Here is a 16,171-nt window from a genome sequence, read left to right as displayed (position 1 = left end):
GTAGAGACTGATTTCGATTTACCCAAGTGCTGCAAGGGTGAACTGTGACTGTCAACTTACGTTGAATATTAATTGACTTGAGCCCTTACTTACGTGCGGGCTACCGACAAAATTATGCTTTTAGACCAAGGTTTCAATCTAACTCTTCGTCCGATGAAGTATCCGCAGTTTTATGAAATGTATAAAAATGCGATCAAGAACACGTGGACCGTCGAGGAAGTTGATTTTTCGACTGACGTGAACGACCTTCGAAATAAGATGACGCCGTCCGAGCGTCATATGATCAATCGTCTGGTGGCGTTTTTTGCGACCGGCGATTCGATAGTCTCGAATAACCTCGTACTCAACCTCTACAAGCACATCAATTCGCCTGAAGCGCGAATGTATTTGTCGCGCCAGTTGTATGAAGAGGCGGTCCACGTGCAATTTTATCTGACGCTGCTCGATACATATATTCCCGATCATCACGAGCGGGAACAGGCGTTTGCGGCAGTGCAGAACATTCCTTCGATCCATAAAAAGGCCGAATTTTGCTTCAAATGGATCGATTCGATCCAGAATCTCGATGCTCTTGAGACAAAAGAAGACCGTAAACAGTTTCTGCTCAATCTGATCTGTTTTGCGACCTGTATCGAAGGCCTGTTTTTCTTCGCCGCGTTTGCTTACGTTTATTTTCTGCGTTCAAAAGGCTTGCTCCACGGCCTTGCTGCCGGTACGAATTGGGTCTTTCGGGACGAATCGGCGCATATGGCGTTTGCACTCGATGTGATCAAAGAAGTGCGAAACGAAGAGCCTGAGCTTTTCGACGACCAACTCCACAGCCAGATCGCCGCGATGATCGACGAAGCGGTCAACTGCGAAATGCAGTTTGCCGAGGACATCCTGTCCGGCGGCATCTCGGGCCTTTCGGTCGCCGATATGCGTCAATACCTCGAATTCGTCGCCGATCAACGCCTCATAATGCTCGGAATGCAAAAGGTGTACGGAGCAAAAAATCCGTTCTCGTTCATGGACCTGCAAGACGTTCAGGAACTAGCCAACTTCTTCGAACGCCGCGTCTCGGCCTATCAAGTCGCGGTCGCGGGAGACGTCAGCTTTAACGAAGCGTTTTAAGATATCGCCCACGAATTACACGAAAGGACACGAAAGAAAGAGCGATCTTCTATTTCGTGTCTTTCGTGTTTTTCGTGGGCAGATCTTAATATTAGGGAATGAGCTATCTGCTTGAGTCTATCCTCAAGCGATCGAACACGCTATTCTTGTTCCGTTCCACCTCACACAAAACTTACGAAACATGGAACAAACGCGCCGCCGATCGTCTTTGTTCCAGTTCAGAAGTAAATATGAAGCCTGATCAATAGGGCCAGGCTTCAGATCTGACCGCGATCAGGGCACACTTATCGTCGCGGTCAATTGGCTGGCTGAGCGGTTGAATGAAAGGCCCGGTTTTACAACCTGCGATACCGTCAGCCGATACTTTCCGGGAATCGAGCTCACTGAGAACGAGGCGACGCCGAGGCTGTTGGTTTGGCTGGTCTGCTTTCGTTTACGTCCGTCCGGCGTATTCCAAATGATCGACACCGAGGCGCCGGAAACCGGTCCATTTGCTTCGTTCAGAACCGTCACGTTACCGGTAACAGTGAGCACCGGGCTGGGGACCGCTGAAAGCGAGATCGCGCTGACATGCATGACGGTCCCCGAAGTGTTTCCAACCACAACATTGACCTCAGACTGATCCCAATTTCCAAGCGTGTCCGAAGCAAACGCCCGGATCCTATATGTTGCCGGCACGAGCTGGCGCGTATCCCAATTAACTGAAAATTCGCCACCGTTTGCAGTTGAGCCAATGATCACCTGCTGACCGGAAAATTGATTCCAGAAGCTGATCTCCTGGTATTCAATAGCCACATTATCGGTAGCCAGTGACCTGACAAGAACGATTCCCGAGACACTTGCTCCGTCTGCAGGTTCCAAAAGCGCGACCTGCGGCGGTGTTGTATCAAGCGGAATGGCCGGCGAAGTGACAGTGGCAGTATTTGACCACGGGCTCGAGCCGCCTATGCCGATCGCCCTAACGCGATAGTTGTAAGTAATATTTACTCCGACCGTCGTGTCTGAGTGATAGGCCGTAGTTCCGGGCGGCACAAGTGAAAGGACTTCCCACACATTTGTTCCGAGAACGCTTCGCTGCAGTTCCCAACCGATGGTGAGCGGGCTGGTATCGACCCAAGAAAGATCGATCGAATTGTAAGGCTCCATCCGAGTTGCCTGATGCGCGACGCCAAATAGGTTCGACGGTGCGGTCGGCGTCGGCAAATTGCCGGCCGGTGAAAGCAGGACCGTGCCGGTTTCGCCGCTGACACTATTTCGCCCAATAGTGGCCACCTGTCTTAGGTCGTTTATGAAAGCTCCGTTGCCTGTGATCGTCCATCCCTGACCCGTAACAACTGGGTCGAGGAGGCTTCCGACGGCATAGGTCCCGAGGCCATCCAGGAAGAGTCCGGCACCATACTCGCCGTAACCTATGTCACCCAATGCATTGATACATTGGACAGATGTATATCTTGATGAACCCGCAATGAACATCCATTGGCTGTTAAGTCCATAGCGGAAAACGGAAACAATGTTCAATGATGTCGACCGAAGCGAAGAGGACCCTGCGATCATACCGCTGGAATTTATCGCCGTACTGGTGATCGCGTTGTAGTTTGCGGGGCCCTGGCCGGTCACGTCCAATTGGCCTGTTACAAGGTTTAGACGCTCTTGTCCTCCGATGACGATGCCGGCATTGTTGATATCGCGCGGAACGATCCAAAACCCGTAGGTCACAAGACTGGTAAATCCGTTTGTGTCGCTGTAAACCCAACCTTGACCGGTTGGCTGATACCCAAGAGCACTTCTTGAGCCGACTATCTGCCCGGCATCGTTTATCGCCGTGGCATACGACGACGGATCGTTGTTCATTCGGGGCAATATTTCGAGAGCATACCCGCCCGTTCCCCTCGTCCATCGCACTGATATCGGATTCCACTGGGGACTGTATGAGACTCCGACGATAACATCAAGATTATTGATATCAGTCGGAAATGTACTCATTGAGCCGGCCGGGACGGGCAGTGCGGTCCATGGCTGGCCTCCGATGCTTACCAATGGTAGATAGCTTCCGGCAACGTATCGATTACCAGCGATCGTCCTTGAATTATTGATCGCTGTCGGCGTGCCGTTTCCGATGAATTGAAGATCGAAAACCGGAGGGACGTTTTGCCCGAAGACGGCAGTGTCCGCTGCAGCTAGTAATAGAAGACTGGTTAAAATGAAAGCGAGAACTGAAGATCCATTGTTCGAACCGATTTTATTAAAAACACACCGCATACCGATACCTCCTGAAGCGAGTGGTTATCGACCGGTCGTCATCGGTTCTTTTTGGCAGATATTTTAGATATATCTATATAAACCCGGCGTGTAAGATACCCGCCTATGAGTATACTCGCACAAAAACCGTGTAGGTAATGTGACGCTCATCACGTCGCGTGAGATTTGAATTGAATAATTAAGAGTTGATAGAACGAGCCGCCCGAAATGCTGACACTCTCGGGCGGTGGGTCTCGGCGTACCAGGTTGCTGTGGCCGGAGATGTGAGTTTTAACGAAGCTTTTTAAAGTATTTTTAACCGCGAAAAATACGAAAAATACGAAAAGGAATGCGATCTATTTTCGTATCTTTCGCGTTTTTCGCGGTTAGTTCTTAGTATTCGCAAATGGGTTACCTGTCTTCGATCGCTGGATCTACTCGATGAATATCGAAGGCCCCGAATTCTCGTTCTTGTTCCGTTCCACCTCACACAAAGGTGTTTCACGGAACATGAGGGTGCCTAAATGATCGTAAGTGACAGGTTATTTCCGGCCCAAAAGGAGCTTTTCAATACTTCTTGTGAGTTGGGCGATCAGCTTTGACCGTTCTTTGTTTGCCGGAAGGGCCTCTAGCTGCTCGATCCGGAGTTTAGCGGCCTTCGCATAGCTCCGCCTATCTGCGGCCTCTTTTTCGATCCGAACAATTTCGCGAGTGCGGCAGTCATCCCGCAAATGACGCCAGCCGCGCACATCATCCTTTTTGGGGACCTCGACCTTAGAACCAAGCCAAAAAGTACCGGAACCGCACGCGAGGCACTTCGGGACCTGTTTAGCGTTCTTCGGGTACCGAATTACCATGCGGCATTCAAAACACACCCAATTGTCGTTGCTTGCAGGCATTTTGTATAGATTCAAAAAGGGGACCAAATGTAATAGTATTATAGTTTTCGTGCAGATTAGATGAAAGGCACTTATGAACGGACAAATAACAGAATTTATTAAACATCACTACCGGCATTTTAATTCGGCGGCTCTTATTGACGCGGCTGAGGCTTATACGCAGCATTTAAACGGCGGCGGAAAGATGATGATCACGCTTGCCGGAGCGATGTCGACGGCGGAATTGGGGTTGAGCCTTGCCGAGATGATCAGGCAGGATAAGGTGCAGATCATCTCTTGCACCGGTGCGAATCTCGAAGAAGACCTATTCAATCTCGTCGCTCATGATTTTTACGAACGCGTGCCGCATTACCGCGACTTGACGCCGGCCGACGAACAGGACCTGCTCGACCGCCATATGAACCGCGTGACCGACACGTGCATCCCCGAGATGGAAGCGATGCGTAGGCTGGAGAAGGCGATGGTCGATGTTTGGACAAAAGCAGATCAGGAAGGAAAGCAGTACTTCCCGCACGAATTCATGTATCAGGTACTCAGGAACGGCTCGCTCGAAGAGTATTACCAGATCGACCTCAAAGATTCGTGGATGTACGCCGCGATGGAAAAGAATCTGCCGATGGTCGTGCCGGGCTGGGAAGATTCGACCATGGGCAACATGTTCGCGGGCCACGTCATCACGGGCGATATCAAGAACGTCCACACGGTCCGAACCGGCATCGAGTACATGATGTCGCTTGCCGAATGGTACACGGCAAGTGCGACCGACGATTCGACCGTCGGATTCTTCCAAATTGGCGGCGGCATCGCCGGCGACTTTCCGATCTGCGTCGTTCCTATGCTCCATCAGGACCTGCAGCGTGACGGTGTCCCCGTTTGGGGATATTTTTGCCAGATCTCTGATTCGACCACATCGTACGGTTCGTATTCAGGTGCCGTTCCGAATGAAAAGATCACGTGGGGCAAGCTCGAAGCAGCGACGCCGAAATTCATCGTCGAATCAGACGCGTCGATCGTCGCACCGTTGATGTTTGCTTATATTTTGGGTTGGTAAAGACTCATGAAGATCTTTCATGGCACAGAGAACGCTAATATTGCACGGCCGACGGTGCTGACGCTGGGCGTTTTTGACGGGCTGCATATCGGGCATCAACGGATAATGGAGACGGTGGTCGTGCAGGCAAAGGCGGCCGGGGCCGTGCCGACGGCGATCACATTTGACCCGCATCCGCGTGCCGTTCTGCATCCCGAATCGGCTCCGCCGCTGCTGCAGACCCTCGACCAGCGTTTGTCAAATTTTGAGGTATTGGGTATCGAGCAGGCGATCGTTATTCCATTCACATCGGAGTTCTCACAGCAGCCGGCCGAGAAGTTTCTTTCTGAGATCATTCGTGACCGTTTGCATGCGAAAGAGGTCTATCTCGGCAAAGGTTTTGCATTTGGAAAGGGTCGCGGCGGCAATATCGATCTGCTCAAGAAAATGAGCGGCGAGCTCGGATTTGCTGCTGATGAGGTCGATGAGGTGCAGCTTCGCGGTATTCGTGTCAGCTCGTCCGCTATCCGCCGTTTGCTTGCCGAAGGCCGTGTAAACCTCGCCCGCCGAATGCTCGGCCGCCCGTACGGCGTCGAGGGCGTAATTATTCGCGGCAACCGACGCGGCCACACGATCGGTTTCCCAACCGCCAACCTCAAACCGCATAACCGCGTTATTCCGCGTTTCGGCGTCTACGCAACAGCCACTCTGATCGACGGCACCTGGCGAAAGAGCGTTACGAATATCGGCGTACGTCCGACGTTTGAATCCGAAGCCGACCCTTCTATCGAAACATATGTATTCGACTTCGACGGCGACCTTTACGGCGATGTCCTGAGAGTGAGGTTTTTGCATCGCATTCGCGACGAGAAGAAATTTAACGGAATTGACCAGCTCAAAGCTCAGATCGAACTGGACTCAGCCCGTGCGAGGAACTATTTCCACCATCAGGGCGTACAGAACATGCTGGCGATCTTGTAAAGATCGAAATACGAAATGACAGAAAGCGGAACCGGAACAATTACAGCTGAAAGGCCGATGCCAGTCAACGGAAACGGGAAACTGGTCCCGACGAGCACTTTGCCGATCGCGAAAATGACCTCGAACGAACAGCTGATCGCCGAGGAAAAGGCATTGTTAACGGTCGAATCGTCGGTTGAGGGCGGCTATCACGGAATACGCGGCTACTGGCGATTGTTCCAGATCTCGCGGGTGATAGCGATGCTGGCGATGTATCTGTACCTCGACCAATTCGACATGCATCGAATGGCTCAGGTGAGGAACAAGAAAACGAGATTGAAAACGGCCGCCCGTCTGACGCGGCTGGCGGTTTACGGTGAGAAATTGTATTCGATCAGGCTATGGACAGTACATCAGTTTACAGCGTTGTTGCGATGGTTCGTGATCGGTTCGAACGCCAACCGCGAACAGAATCAGGAGAAACAGGCGGTTTGGCTGAAAGAAAAGCTGATCGAGCTCGGCCCGACTTTTATAAAGATCGGCCAATCGATGGGAACGCGGGCTGATCTGCTGCCGCTGCCGTTCGTGAAAGAGCTGGGAACATTGGTCGACAGCGTTCCGCCGTTTCCAAATGACGTAGCATTCGCCCGAATTGAGCATGAACTCGGGCTCAAGATCAACGAGGTATACGCCGAGTTTGAGCTCCAGCCGGTCGCCGCTGCATCGCTCGGACAGGTCTATCGAGCCCGGCTGCACACCGGCGAAGAGGTCGCGGTAAAGGTTCAGCGGCCAAACCTGGAAGCCACGATCAAAGGCGACATCGTGATCCTCAAAAAGGTCGCAAAGTTTGCCGAACGCTTTCCGCAGTTGAACCAGAATGCCGATTGGGCGGGGATGCTTGGCGAATTTGACGAGACGGTCCACGAGGAAATGGACTACACCGCCGAGGGCCGAAATGCAGAGCGTTTTCGTGAGAGTTTTAAGAATTGGTCCAACATCCACGTGCCGAAGATCTACTGGAACGCGACCACCGAAAAAGTGCTGACCATGGAATTCATCCACGGTACCAAGGTCACCGAGGTCGATGAGCAGATCCAAAAGAACATCTCGCCTGAAAAGGTAAACCGTTTGCTGATAAAGACTTACCTCAAGCAATTGCTCGAGGACGGCTTTTTCCACGCCGATCCGCATCCGGGCAATTTGCTCGTCATGCCTGATGGCCGAGTGGCGTTTTTTGATTTTGGAATGGTCGGGCGCATTACGCCTGACCTGCAGGCCAAGATGATCGACGCATTCTTTCACGTGGTCAGCAAGGACGCGAGCGGCATCGCCGACGATCTGATCGCTCTTGATTTTCTGAAGCCCGGAACCAGCCCTGATGTTGTAAAACCGGTCGTCGAAAAGATGTTCGAGTTTCATCTCAACCGTAAGCTCAAGGACGTCAATTTCAAAGAACTAACATACGATCTTGCGGACGTGATGTACGATTATCCGTTTCGTCTGCCCTCCAATTTTACTTACATCATGCGTGCCCTGATGACGCTCGAGGGCATCGGCATCATTACCGATCCCGAGTTCAATTTCTTTGAAACGGCCAAGCCATACGCCAAGGAATTTATGCTTCGCCGTGAGGGCAATGATTTCCGCAAAGCGTTTGTAGGCAAACTGATGGGCCGGGACGAAGGCGGAAAGATCGACTGGGACCGAACGTGGAAACTTGCGAAGATGGCCTTTCGCACAGTTTTGAACACGGGAAATTAATGGAAGAACGGTTAACTCAACAGCCGTCGAGTCGTCAACACCCTGAAAATCCAAACATCGTCCGGGCGAGGGAACTCGTGCTCGCCCATGGCTGGAATTCCACTTCTTTTCAAATCGTTAACCCCGGGATCGAGCGTTGGTTCGCCGTTGCCGGAGATGCAGTGGTCGGGTATGCCGCCGCGGGCGGAATGCGCGTGGTGGCCGGTGCGCCGGTCTGCGAACGCGAGCGACTGCTAGAGGTCGCGGTTGAGTTCGAATCCAGCGCTCGCGATGCGGACCAACGAGTTTGCTATTTCTGCGCCGAGGCAAGGTTGGAGTCGGTATTTGCCGGGTCGGAAACGCATTCAAAATTCCTTCTCGGAGCCCAACCCACATGGGATCCGAAGCAATGGCCCGCGACGGTCGCCGGTCACCGATCGTTTCGAGCGCAATTGAACCGTGCCCGAAACAAACGTGTGACAGTCTCCGAATGGCCAGTCGAAAGGTCTCGTGAACATCCGGCTCTGCAGGAATGTCTCGATGATTGGCTCGATTCGAAGGGACTGCCGCCACTGCACTTTATGGTCGAGTCGGATACTCTGTCGCGGCTCGAAGGAAGACGCGTATTTGTCGCCGAGCGTTTGGATGAGGTGATCGGATTTTTGGTTTTGTCCCCTGTCGCTCAACGAAACGGCTGGCTTTTCGAACAATTTCCCCATCGCCCCGGAGCACCCAACGGAACGGTCGAGCTAATGATCGATACCGCGATGCGGCAGATCGGAGCCGATGGATCCGATTATGCAACCCTTGGGCTTTCGCCGTTATCGACGCGTGCAAATGTTGAGCCTTTTCACAATCCAATTTGGCTGCGGATGCTTCTGACCTGGTTTCGCCAGCACGGTAAGCGGTTCTACAATTTTGACGGGCTCGATTCATTCAAGGCGAAGCTGCGTCCGCAAAACTGGGAACCCGTATTTGCCCTTTGCAACGAACCGCGTGTATCATTCAGAACGCTTTACGCAATTGCCGCCGCTTTTAGCGGAAACTCGACTTCAAGAATGGTCCTTCGCGGTCTCGGTAGGGCCGTTGCGACGGAATTCAGAACACTCAGAGCGAGAAGGAAAACATGAAAAGGTGGGACATAACTCTCCTGATCTCTATATTCATTTTCGCCTATGCCTCGACCAACGCACAGACAATGAACTCAAAACGGTTAAAGATCACGCGGATCGACAGTGAATTAAGGCCCGACGAACTAAATTCGGCAGTATGGGATAACGCAACCGAGGTCGCTGTCGGGAACGATTGGTCGGGCGTCAAGGCACCGGAGGGTAGGCATTTTAGGGCACGGCTTTTGTGGTCGGCGACGGCACTGCACGTTCGTTTCGAGGCAAATCAGGGCGAGCCGCTTGTCATCAGCGAAAAGTCTGACTTAACGGCAAAGACCAACGGCCTTTGGGATCGTGATGTGTGTGAGATATTTATCGCACCTGATAAGGCGGTCCGAAATAAGTATTTTGAATTCGAGATCGCTCCGACGGGAGAGTGGATCGATCTAAGGATCAACGTCACGCCGAAAAGGCGAATTACGGATCTTGAATACAAGTCCGGGATGCAGTCGGCAGTTTCGGTTGAGACCGAAAGGGTCGTGATGGGGATCAAGATACCGTGGGAGGCATTTGGCAAGATTCCAAAAGCGGGCGACATTTGGCTCGGCAATTTGTTTCGCTGCGTTGGCAAAGATCCGACACGCGGATATCTGTCGTGGCAAGCGACGAAAACAAAGAAGCCGAATTTTCACGTACCATCAAAATTCGGCGAATTTGAGTTTGCTAAATGAAAACGCTAGGCACTAAAGAACTTCTCGTGGATCAGCAGTGAACCCCAAATAAGACTAAAACCGCCAGCCGCGAAGCGGATCGCCCGATTTACCATCGAGAAACGGCCGGCCGTGAAATAGAGCGATAATCCCAAAAATAGGCTCATTAGCATCATTCCTGCGATCGAACCGAGACCAAAGATCGCGATATAAAGAAGGGCAACGGCCGGTGACGATATGGTCGGCAAGACGAGCAGCATCAGGCCGGCACTGCCGGCAAGGCCATGCACCATTCCCACCATGACTGCTCGAGGCGCAAAACGATGGTGGCTTGATCCGGATTCGTCCTGTTTGTGCAGATGAACGTGAACGTGTTTGTGGCCGCCGTGCTCATGATCATGGGCGTGGATCTGATCAGCACCAAAAATTTTACGGATAGCGTTCAAGCCCAAGAGTACAAGCATGACCCCGACTATGCCCTCAAGCATTCCTTCGGTCGCCTTAGAGATCTGATATTTCAATAGGACTACAACGACACCGACTACAAACAGCGAGATCGTATGTCCAACGCCCCAAAATCCGCCGATCACTGACGCCGCAAAGAGGTTCTTGTGTTCGCTGACGATCGCCGAGACTGCGGCGAGGTGGTCCGCTTCGATGGCGTGGTAGAGGCCGAACAAAAAACCGATCAGAAGGACCGCGATCGCAGACTGTTCGGGTGATGGAGCAAGTAATTCTTCCATGTATCTAGACTGTCATTCCTCCGTCAACCGCGATCGTTTGGCCGGTTATATAGCTTGACGCATCGGACGCGAGAAACACCGTCACGCCCTTTAGTTCGCCTTCTTCGCCAACTCGGGGAATGACGTTGTTCTCCTGTATCGAGCGTTCGTAAATGTCGATCACGGCATCGGCCATTTTGGAATGGAAGAAGCCGGGAGCTATTGCATTCACCCTAATACCTTTTCGGCCCCAGCTTGCCGCGAGTTCACGCGTCAGGCCGATGAGTCCTGCTTTGCTCGCCACGTAGCCTGCATAGAAAGGGCCGTTTGCTGAAGAAGTTTGACCGGCTATCGACGCGATGTTGATCATCGAGCCCTTACCTTGTTTCAGCATCACACGTCCTGCCGCCTGAGCAAACAGAAAGCATCCCGTTAGATTTACATCGATCACCTGCTGCCAGCGCTCGAGCGGCATGTCTTCAGGCATTGCTCCCCACGACGTGCCGGCATTGTTTATCAAAATATCGACCGAACCGAACCGCTCAACGGCCGCATCGATAACGGCCTGAACTTCCTCGGGCTTTGCCACGTCGCACGCCTTTCCCGCGACATCATAGCCTTTGGCCTTAAAAGCCGAAACGGTCTCATCGAGCTGAGCAGCCTTTCGCGCACACAGCATCAAGTTGGCACCGGCCTCAGCCAAACCCTCGGCCAACTCACGGCCGATCCCACGCGAACCACCGGTAACGATCGCAGTCTTGCCGGTCAGGTCGAACAGATCTTTGACGTTTTTGGACATTAGATATGTTTGCACGTTTAAGCTTCGAAATCGAGGTAGGTAATTTAAAGTCTGCGTGCTAACCGTCAATCGGGTCCTCAAGGAGCTTTTTTGATACCCGAAATGCAGCAAGCCGAGGGTGTTGAACCTGTGACCTTAGTCAGTAAATAACACATCGGCGGATCCTCGGGGTTATAGAATCCCGCTCTGACGAGGCCGAAGGCACGGCATTTTGGGTCGGCGTCGCAGTCGGCCTGGCACCGTTCGTAGGTCGTTCCGCGATAAAAGGTGAGCCGGTCTCCGTTGAGGCTGGCGTTGAAGTCGATTGGTTCCCAGAGCGTCCAGGCGTCGGTGTTGGCATTAGCCGAGATCGTCGGCATGACGGTCGGGGTTTTATAATTCGAGTTCAACCCAGAACCGGTTTTCGAGCTATTAGAGCCCATAAACAGCCAAGCTGCGGCGATGCCCCCGAAAAGGACGCACATCCCGACCGCCGTCAGGCCGACTATCAGAAGCGTGTTTGACCCTCTTCCGTCCGGTGTGACGGTAGCATGGGTCATTCGGATCTTTTGATCGTCAGTCGTGATCGGATCTCGCCGGACGACGGTTTCCATTTCGGGAAGGACCTGGGTGGGATAGTTCCCCGAATTGCTTCCGATAAGTTCGGTTCCGTCCTGCAGACAAAACCGCAAAGTTTCATCTGTATATGAGGATTGGCAACTCGGACAGATCTTCATAACATCGCCTCAACTCTTCCGACTTGGTCACCGCGCCGATTCTTGATCGGCATGGGTGAGATCGGTTGCAGGTCGTCTTTTGACAATACGCCAAAATGACGTAGCAGGGCAACGGTAACTACCGGACGCGATAGGTAATCGTCACCGTCTTCGATCTTGAGGGCGATGCCGAGGCCTGTCGGCCACTTTTCGGATGGCAGGACGCCGCAGAGCCAGACGCCGTCGGCACCGACCTTCGAGATGAATCTGCCCGGAGCTGCTCGCATCAGCATCGTGTCGAGGCGGGTCGAGCCGCCGATGAGTTCGGGATATTTGATCATTGCCGAGACTATGCGCGAGCAGGCCCGCCGGGTAGCTTCAGGAAATTTCGATGGAGCGAGGAGATTAACAAAGCTTTTTGCCATTGCGGCGACGGGCAATGCAAAATTCGGTGCTGCGCAGCCATCGATGCCGATCGCGATCAGGTCTGACGGTATCTCGGTAAAATCTGACACGCATCTCAAAATACGCCGCTGAATTCGACTGTCCGGCGATTCGTATGAGGTGATGTCGGCACCGATGTGTTTGGCGAACGCGAGCATCGCGGAGTGTTTGCCGGAGCAGTTGTTGTGAAGCTGCGTCGGTTTTTCTCCGGCAGCTATCATTCGATGTGACTCGGCCTCATCGAATGGAAGGTGAGCACCGCAGCGCAGATCAGGTTCGGCGAGGCCGACTTTCGCGAGCATTCCCTCCGCTATCTCTACGTGCCGCTGCTCGCCGGAATGCGATGCGACCGAAAGGGCGATCTCCTCTTCCGTGAAATCGAAGGCGTCCGCTGCACCGCTCGTGATGAACGGTATTGCCTGAAATGCCTTTGCAGACGAGCGAAAATACGTGACCGTAGACGGATCGCCGAGCGAAAAGACCTTCTCGCCGTTGCCATCGAGGACGATCAAATGCCCGCGATGGATCGATTCTACCGTTTCTCCGCGAATAACATTGGCTAGAATTTCGGAGTTCATAATATTTCACCGCGGAGTCACTGAAACGCAGAGAACAGAATGTTTACCGTCCGGCCAGCATCGTCCGGGCATTTTCGCGGGCAGCCTCGGTTATCTGTTCGCCGGCGAGCATCCGGGCTATCTCTTCGACCTGCTCGACCGAGGTAAGTTCCCGGATCGAAACATTAGTGCTCTTTCCGATCATATCTTTGTCTACGACAAAATGCCTGTCCGCAAGCGAAGCTATCTGCGGCTGATGTGTAACACATAGGACTTGCTGATTCGCTGAAAGGTTTTTCAATTTTCGCCCGACCGCCTCAGCAACACGGCCGCCGATCCCGATATCTATCTCATCAAAAACGGCGCTCTTTTGTGCTTCGTTCGATCTGGCCACGGTCTTAAGGATCAGCATCAAACGCGAAGCCTCGCCGCCCGAGGCAACTTTAGCAAGCGGTTTTGGCGATTCGCCCGGATTCGCGGAAAAGTAAAACTCAACGCGATCAAAACCTGTCTCGGTAAATGTCATTTGATCGGTCTCGACGCGAACCTCGAATTTCGCCTTGTCGAGTGCAACGTCCTTGAGATCGATCTCAACAGCTGTTGAGAACCGCTTTCCGGCGGCGACGCGCGAATCATGCAGTTTTTGTGCAGCGTCAACGTATTTCGCACTGCGGGCGGCGAGTTCGCGTTTGAGCTCTTCTTCGCGAAACTCGGCAGTCTCGATATTTTGCAGCCGCTGTTCGGACGAATTGAGATGCTCGAGGATCGCCTCGATCGATTCGCCATATTTTCGCTTCAAACGCGTGAGTTCGGCAAGGCGGTCTTCGATCTCATTCAGCCGCTCGGGCGAAAATTCAAGCTTCGAACGAAAATCTCGGGTGGTGATCGCCAGCTCTTCGATAACGGCCTGAGCCGATCTGAGGCCTTCGTCGTATTCGTTGAATGCGGAATCGAACTCGGCAAGCTCGGCGAGCTTTCGTGCGGCACGTTCGAGCGTCGAGGTCGTTGAATCGTCGTTGTCGTATAGCAATTTATAGGTGTCTTCGCTTAGCGAAGAGAGTTTTTCGATGTTATTCAGCCGCCGCTTTTCTTCCTCGAGCAGATCATCTTCGCCGGACTGCGGCGAGACGCGTTTTATTTCGTCTACCTGAAAACGCAGGATATCGAGCAATTGCAGCTTTTCCGATTCGTCTTTTTTGAGAGAAGCCAACTCCGACCGGATCGACGCCCAAGCCTCATAAGAATCGGCGACATCACTTAGTAGTTTGGCGTTCCCGGCAAATTCGTCGAGCATCGCGACATGTGACGACACGTCGTAAAGCGATGCCTGCTCGCCCTGGCCGTGGATATCCACGAGGAAAGCACCGATCTGCTTAAGGACACCCTGTGTAACTAGCTGATTGTTGACAAAAACTCGATTCTTTCCGGCCTGTGAAAGCTCGCGGCGGACGATCAATTCATTTTCATCCGCATCTATATCGATACCGCATTCTTCAAAAACGGCAGCCAACCGATCGGTCACACCGATAGAAAACAGGCCTTCGATCTGAGCCGTCGATTCACCTTCTTTGATCAGATCGCTCGAGACGCGCGTTCCGGTCAACGCCGCCAGGCTATCGACAATGATAGACTTTCCCGAGCCCGTTTCGCCTGTTAACAGATTGAGCCCGCTGCCGAATTCGACAGAGAGCTCATCGATCAAAGCGATGTTCCTGATCTTGAGAAGAGTCAGCATCTGTTACTTTATCTTTGGGATGATACCCTCGCCTACTGTCCATTTCCCGCCGGAAAATACCGCGTCGGGAGGAAAGGTCTTTTCGATGCGTGCTGCGGCCCAGTCCACAACGCGGCCCTTTCGGTAAAACAAGAAGTCAGCCAGATTTCCGGCCTTTAAGCTCTTAAACCGCTGAAGTGTCACAAATCCGCTCGTGTCGTATTCCTCAAGGCCTTTCACCGCTCCAAGCGAACCAACGGCACGTATCGTATTTGAAACTGCAAAGCTTGCCCTTCGCCGTGTGGTCACAGCTGATATGTCGCCGATAGCGCGTACTTCATTTCCATTCACAGTACTCGCGCTCCTAAAAACGTAATTCACGAGATTCCCTGATCCGTTCTCGGGCAGCGAAAGGTATGGAGCCGGGCTTTGCGTTTTTTCTTTTCCGGTTGCGATCGACTGAACGGCGGTGACTAGCGCGATGAAATTCATCTTTACAAGGAACATCTCGTCCTTGCCGCGAAGTGCTCCGGTCTCGATCAAAATAACGGGCGTGCCCCACGCCGAAAAATTGTCACCGAATGCAGTAGCTGTGTATTCGTCATCGTACTTTCCGATGTGCCCCGGCATGAACTTTTGCAGAGCCTCGACCATCGCCGATGTGATGCGTTTGTTTCGTTCGTGCCCTTCGCTTGTTGTTTTTGCCTTGTCACCAAACACGACCAAGAACGAGATCGCAGCCTGTTTGGGGTTATTGCCGACGGTGGTCAGTGCTTGTTGGTTGTGCAGGTTGAAGCCGATCTCAGGATTCCAACTGTCACGGAGCTGTTTCAGCAATCGAGCCTCCGGAGTTTTGAGGTCGATTGCGTCACGGTTGATGTCGATGTCCTGCAAATTTCGCCGCTTGAACGTCTCTGCGCCGTCGGGATTGAGCATCGGAACGACGCGGATCGTCATTTTCTCTTCGATCTTTTTGACCCAATCCTTATCCCGATGCGCCTGAAAGACGGCCAGCATATCGATCACCGAAGACGTCGCCGTCGGTTCATCTCCATGCATTTGTGACCACATAAAGACCCTCAACGGGCCGCGGCCAAACTCGGCCTGAAAGATCTCGCGGTTAGCTCCGCTTCGGCCGACCTCGTTGACGTTGAGCCCGTTCTTTTTTAGCTTCTCGAGGTAGTTCTTAAGGTCGCTGTGACGGACGTCCGACGGAAATTTCGACGAGATGTGCTCTTTGTCCCACATTTCGGCCAAGTCCTTTGGTGATTGAGCGTAAGCAGTCATCATTGAGACACACAGCAAGATAAACCCAACTGTTTTCATAGCTTTAAGATAAACCGTCATAACAGAATACATCAAACATTGGACGCAAAAAATCTGAATTGATACGTCCGTAAATTATGGGCCGGTATCTTTTGTAAATTTGGCATTAAAGATC

At 52.6% G+C, this 16,171-nt stretch carries 14 protein-coding genes; 6 read left to right on the top strand and 8 right to left on the bottom strand.

Going from position 1 to position 16,171, the window contains the following annotated elements; all coding sequences use genetic code 11:
- Positions 1-114: 114 nt before the first annotated feature.
- On the top strand, positions 115-1,113 hold the full coding sequence (locus tag IPK01_06685) for a ribonucleotide-diphosphate reductase subunit beta (protein MBK7933178.1): 999 nt from the start codon (positions 115-117) through the stop codon (positions 1,111-1,113).
- 273 nt (positions 1,114-1,386) lie between these two features.
- On the opposite strand, the gene IPK01_06680 is transcribed toward IPK01_06685, so the two are convergent.
- Together IPK01_06680 and IPK01_06675 are read right to left on the bottom strand one after the other, a co-directional pair.
- Complete coding sequence (locus tag IPK01_06680; GenBank protein ID MBK7933177.1) at positions 1,387-3,372, bottom strand: hypothetical protein; 1,986 nt, start codon at positions 3,370-3,372, stop codon at positions 1,387-1,389.
- Positions 3,373-3,893: 521 nt separating this feature from the next.
- Positions 3,894-4,250, bottom strand: a complete 357-nt coding sequence (locus IPK01_06675) for a hypothetical protein (GenBank protein MBK7933176.1) — start codon at positions 4,248-4,250, stop codon at positions 3,894-3,896.
- A gap of 73 nt (positions 4,251-4,323) precedes the next feature.
- Here IPK01_06675 and IPK01_06670 point away from each other — a divergent pair, with 73 nt between their 5' ends.
- The 5 genes from IPK01_06670 to IPK01_06650 are packed head-to-tail and all read left to right on the top strand — an operon-like array spanning position 4,324 to position 9,820.
- Positions 4,324-5,301, top strand: a complete 978-nt coding sequence (locus IPK01_06670; protein ID MBK7933175.1) for a deoxyhypusine synthase family protein — start codon at positions 4,324-4,326, stop codon at positions 5,299-5,301.
- Positions 5,302-5,307: 6 nt separating this feature from the next.
- Entirely contained in the window at positions 5,308-6,261 is a 954-nt protein-coding gene (locus tag IPK01_06665; GenBank protein ID MBK7933174.1) for a bifunctional riboflavin kinase/FAD synthetase, read from the top strand.
- A gap of 15 nt (positions 6,262-6,276) precedes the next feature.
- Positions 6,277-8,001: an AarF/ABC1/UbiB kinase family protein gene (locus tag IPK01_06660; protein ID MBK7933173.1), complete on the top strand. Its 1,725-nt coding sequence runs from the start codon at positions 6,277-6,279 to the stop codon at positions 7,999-8,001.
- On the top strand, positions 8,001-9,110 hold the full coding sequence (locus IPK01_06655) for a DUF2156 domain-containing protein (protein ID MBK7933172.1): 1,110 nt from the start codon (positions 8,001-8,003) through the stop codon (positions 9,108-9,110). Before IPK01_06660 ends, IPK01_06655 begins: the two co-directional genes overlap by 1 nt.
- On the top strand, positions 9,107-9,820 hold the full coding sequence (locus IPK01_06650) for a carbohydrate-binding family 9-like protein (GenBank protein MBK7933171.1): 714 nt from the start codon (positions 9,107-9,109) through the stop codon (positions 9,818-9,820). Before IPK01_06655 ends, IPK01_06650 begins: the two co-directional genes overlap by 4 nt.
- A 5-nt stretch (positions 9,821-9,825) precedes the next feature.
- Here the strand turns inward: IPK01_06650 and IPK01_06645 are convergent, their stop codons facing one another.
- The 6 genes from IPK01_06645 to IPK01_06620 all read right to left on the bottom strand — a co-directional run bounded on the left by IPK01_06645 (position 9,826) and on the right by IPK01_06620 (position 16,056).
- Positions 9,826-10,542: an urease accessory protein UreH gene (locus IPK01_06645; GenBank protein MBK7933170.1), complete on the bottom strand. Its 717-nt coding sequence runs from the start codon at positions 10,540-10,542 to the stop codon at positions 9,826-9,828.
- A gap of 4 nt (positions 10,543-10,546) precedes the next feature.
- Complete coding sequence (locus tag IPK01_06640) at positions 10,547-11,320, bottom strand: glucose 1-dehydrogenase (protein ID MBK7933169.1); 774 nt, start codon at positions 11,318-11,320, stop codon at positions 10,547-10,549.
- 77 nt (positions 11,321-11,397) lie between these two features.
- Positions 11,398-11,991, bottom strand: a complete 594-nt coding sequence (locus IPK01_06635; protein MBK7933168.1) for a hypothetical protein — start codon at positions 11,989-11,991, stop codon at positions 11,398-11,400.
- Between the two features lie 41 nt (positions 11,992-12,032).
- Complete coding sequence (locus IPK01_06630; protein MBK7933167.1) at positions 12,033-13,037, bottom strand: asparaginase; 1,005 nt, start codon at positions 13,035-13,037, stop codon at positions 12,033-12,035.
- Between the two features lie 43 nt (positions 13,038-13,080).
- Positions 13,081-14,751, bottom strand: coding sequence for a DNA repair protein RecN (recN, locus tag IPK01_06625; GenBank protein ID MBK7933166.1), 1,671 nt, complete (start codon positions 14,749-14,751; stop codon positions 13,081-13,083).
- A gap of 3 nt (positions 14,752-14,754) precedes the next feature.
- Positions 14,755-16,056 (bottom strand): hypothetical protein, encoded by a 1,302-nt coding sequence (locus tag IPK01_06620; GenBank protein MBK7933165.1) that lies wholly within the window; start codon positions 16,054-16,056, stop codon positions 14,755-14,757.
- Between the last annotated feature and the right edge of the window lie 115 nt (positions 16,057-16,171).

The sequence above is a fragment of the Acidobacteriota bacterium genome, from assembly GCA_016713675.1.
Lineage (GTDB): Bacteria > Acidobacteriota > Blastocatellia > Pyrinomonadales > Pyrinomonadaceae > OLB17.
Note: the sequence above shows the minus strand (reverse complement) of the source record. Positions and strands in the feature narration are given on the sequence as shown.